The organism is Serratia sp. 506_PEND (assembly GCF_001076875.1).
GTDB lineage: Bacteria > Pseudomonadota > Gammaproteobacteria > Enterobacterales > Enterobacteriaceae > Serratia > Serratia marcescens.
Window position 1 is genome coordinate 631 of sequence record NZ_JVEL01000627.1, and the last position, 941, is coordinate 1,571.

Here is a 941-nt window from a genome sequence, read left to right on the forward strand (position 1 = left end):
GGTCCCACCTTGAGCGGTGTCACGCCGTTCCACAGCGCGCTCTCAATCTCCGTTCCGCCCGGCTGACTGCCCAGGGCGGTGACATCCAGCCCGGTAATGGGCAGGCCGTCATACGGCCGCGCCGGGTCATCCTGGCTGGCCAGTACCGCGCCGTAGCCGGCAGCGATGAAGGCATTAGGCAACTGCGAGCCGTTATGCCAGGCAAGCGTGATACGCCCTTCGTTCAGGTCACCGGCCAGCGTCGTGGCGGTCGCGAGCGTGCCGCGCCAGCCGGCTACGCCAACGGCACCGCGCTGCACTAAAGGGCCGGAGACCGATTCCAGGAAGGTACGCAGCGCCGTCAGCGAGTCGTCGCTGGAATACGGGTTAATCACCACGTTGAAGCCGGAGCCGTAGATAATGGCAAGCGCCGCCGACACGTCCGGGTCGCCGACCCCGGCAGTGCCGGCAGCCACGGCAACGGACGCGCCTGGCACGGTGGTTGTCGCACGCACGCCGAACTCGTTGCCGAACGTGCCCTTATTGCGGGCGGTCAGCGTGACCACGCCGGCAGCTGCAGCCGCTGTGACCGGCAGGCTCTTGTTGGCATTGATGGCAGCAGCAAGCTTGGTGGCCATCGTGGTCGGCGCGTCGGCGTTCGCGGCGGCGACATCGATACGCACCCCGGCAATCCACACGCTGTTTTGTCCTGCGCCGGTTGCATCGCCGGTCAACGTGATGGTCGACGTCGCCGCAATACCGCCGGTGCTATTGTCATCAAGCGGCAGCACGAACAGCTGCAGGAACTGATAAGCCGTGATGGCCGCCTTCACCATCAGATGCGCCTGACTCCCCCGGCCAAACAGGCCGGCGGCCTGTTCGTCGGAGAACACCTGCACCGGGTCAGTACCTTTATACGTGCCGGTGCTGAGGCGCTGCCCCAGCAGCACCACCTTTTGCGG

At 66.1% G+C, this 941-nt stretch carries 1 protein-coding gene; it reads right to left on the bottom strand.

The genetic code is table 11. The features are described from left to right. Positions 1-941 (bottom strand): phage tail sheath subtilisin-like domain-containing protein (locus ADK28_RS33260; RefSeq protein WP_343286297.1); only part of this gene is annotated, 941 nt, incomplete at both ends.